General features: G+C 49.3%; 1 rRNA gene. It reads left to right on the top strand.

The features are described from left to right. The first annotated feature begins 88 nt into the window (after positions 1-88). Positions 89-2,978: ribosomal RNA gene (locus H5118_RS20260) — 23S ribosomal RNA — on the top strand. The last annotated feature ends 67 nt before the right edge of the window (positions 2,979-3,045 follow it).

The following is a 3,045-nucleotide window of genomic DNA, read 5'->3' on the forward strand; positions in this document are numbered from 1 at the left end:
GTTGATTGATTGGTATCTACTTTAGTATTCAATATTGACTTCTGGCGAAGTTAAACTGTCACAAAACAAAGACCCGTTTGGGTTGTATGGTTAAGTGACTAAGCGTACACGGTGGATGCCTTGGCAGTTGGAGGCGATGAAGGACGTATTAACTTGCGATAAGCCTAGTCAAGCTAGTAAAAAGCGCTTGAGACTAGGATTTCCGAATGGGGAAACCCACCTGCTTGCAGGTATCGTTAACTGAATACATAGGTTAACGAGGCGAACGCGGAGAACTGAAACATCTAAGTACCCGTAGGAAAAGAAATCAACCGAGATTCCGAAAGTAGCGGCGAGCGAAATCGGAACAGCCCTTAAGCTTATTATGTGTTAATGGAAGGCTCTGGAAAGTGCCACGATACAGGGTGATAGTCCCGTACATGAAAAGACATTTTAAGTGAAATCGAGTAGGTCGGAGCACGTGAAACTTTGACTGAATATAGGTGGACCATCATCTAAGGCTAAATACTCCCAACTGACCGATAGTGAACCAGTACCGTGAGGGAAAGGCGAAAAGAACCCCTGTGAGGGGAGTGAAATAGAACCTGAAACCGTGTACGTACAAGCAGTAGGAGCCCACTTGTTGGGTGACTGCGTACCTTTTGTATAATGGGTCAGCGACTTATATTTTGTAGCGAGGTTAACCGAATAGGGTAGCCGTAGGGAAACCGAGTCTTAACTGGGCGACTAGTTGCAAGGTATAGACCCGAAACCCGGTGATCTAGCCATGGGCAGGTTGAAGGTTGAGTAACATCAACTGGAGGACCGAACCCACTAACGTTGAAAAGTTAGGGGATGACCTGTGGCTAGGAGTGAAAGGCTAATCAAACCGGGAGATAGCTGGTTCTCCCCGAAATCTATTTAGGTAGAGCCTCGGACGAATACTTACGGGGGTAGAGCACTGTTAAGGCTAGGGGGTCATCCCGACTTACCAACCCTTTGCAAACTCCGAATACCGTAAAGTAATATCCGGGAGACACACGGCGGGTGCTAACGTCCGTCGTGAAGAGGGAAACAACCCAGACCGCCAGCTAAGGTCCCAAAGTCATAGTTAAGTGGGAAACGATGTGGAAAGGCCCAGACAGCCAGGAGGTTGGCTTAGAAGCAGCCATCCTTTAAAGAAAGCGTAATAGCTCACTGGTCGAGTCGGTCTGCGCGGAAGATGTAACGGGGCTAAACTATGCACCGAAGCTGCGGATTCAGAATTTATTCTGAGTGGTAGGGGAGCGTTCTGTAAGCGGTTGAAGGTGTACCGGGAGGTATGCTGGACGTATCAGAAGTGCGAATGCTGACATGAGTAACGATAATGGGAGTGAAAAACTCCCACGCCGGAAGACCAAGGGTTCCTATCCCATGTTAATCAGGGTAGGGTAAGTCGACCCCTAAGGCGAGGCCGAAAGGCGTAGTCGATGGGAAACAGATTAATATTTCTGTACTCGATATAATTGCGATGGGGGGACGGAGCAGGCTAAACAAGCATGGCGTTGGTAGTCCATGTGAAAGTGAGTAGGTTGGCGACTTAGGTAAATCCGGGTTGCTATTAAGACTGAGACACGAGACGAGTCACTAAGGTGATGAAGTTGTTGATGCCATACTTCCAGGAAAAGCCTCTAAGCTTCAGATTATATGGAATCGTACCCCAAACCGACACAGGTGGTCAGGTAGAGAATACTAAGGCGCTTGAGAGAACTCGGGTGAAGGAACTAGGCAAAATCGTACCGTAACTTCGGGAGAAGGTACGCTCCTATCTGTGATGAGACTTGCTCTCTAAGCGGACGGGAGCCGCAGTGACCAGGTGGCTGGGACTGTTTATTAAAAACACAGCACTGTGCAAAATCGCAAGATGACGTATACGGTGTGACACCTGCCCGGTGCCGGAAGGTTAATTGATGGGGTTATCCTTAGGGAGAAGCTCTTGATCGAAGCCCCGGTAAACGGCGGCCGTAACTATAACGGTCCTAAGGTAGCGAAATTCCTTGTCGGGTAAGTTCCGACCTGCACGAATGGTGTAACCATGGCCACGCTGTCTCCACCCGAGACTCAGTGAAATTGAAATCGCAGTGAAGATGCTGTGTACCCGCGGCTAGACGGAAAGACCCCGTGAACCTTTACTACAGCTTGGCACTGAACATTGAACCTACATGTGTAGGATAGGTGGGAGACTTTGAAGCAGCGACGCTAGTTGTTGTGGAGTCGTCCTTGAAATACCACCCTTGTAGTTTTGATGTTCTAACGTTGGCCCCTGAATCGGGGTTACGGACAGTGCCTGGTGGGTAGTTTGACTGGGGCGGTCTCCTCCTAAAGAGTAACGGAGGAGCACGAAGGTTGGCTAAGTACGGTCGGACATCGTACGGTTAGTGTAATGGTAGAAGCCAGCTTAACTGCGAGACAGACACGTCGAGCAGGTACGAAAGTAGGTCATAGTGATCCGGTGGTTCTGAATGGAAGGGCCATCGCTCAACGGATAAAAGGTACTCCGGGGATAACAGGCTGATACCGCCCAAGAGTTCATATCGACGGCGGTGTTTGGCACCTCGATGTCGGCTCATCACATCCTGGGGCTGAAGTCGGTCCCAAGGGTATGGCTGTTCGCCATTTAAAGTGGTACGCGAGCTGGGTTTAGAACGTCGTGAGACAGTTCGGTCCCTATCTGCCGTGGGCGTTTGAGAATTGAGAGGGGTTGCTCCTAGTACGAGAGGACCGGAGTGAACGAACCGCTGGTGTTCGGGTTGTCATGCCAATGGCATTGCCCGGTAGCTACGTTCGGAACTGATAAGCGCTGAAAGCATCTAAGCGCGAAGCAGGCCTCGAGATGAGTTCTCACTAGACTTTTAAAGTCTCTGAAGGGCCGTTGAAGACTACAACGTTGATAGGCAAGATGTGGAAGTGGTGTGAGCCATTAAGCTAACTTGTACTAATTACCCGTGAGGCTTAACCATACAACGCCAAACGCGTTTTATGCGACAGTTTGACAGAAGTTAATATGACTAAAGTAGAAATTACTTA

It is taken from the genome of Pseudoalteromonas sp. SR41-1, assembly GCF_014164015.1.
Classification (GTDB): domain Bacteria; phylum Pseudomonadota; class Gammaproteobacteria; order Enterobacterales; family Alteromonadaceae; genus Pseudoalteromonas; species Pseudoalteromonas distincta.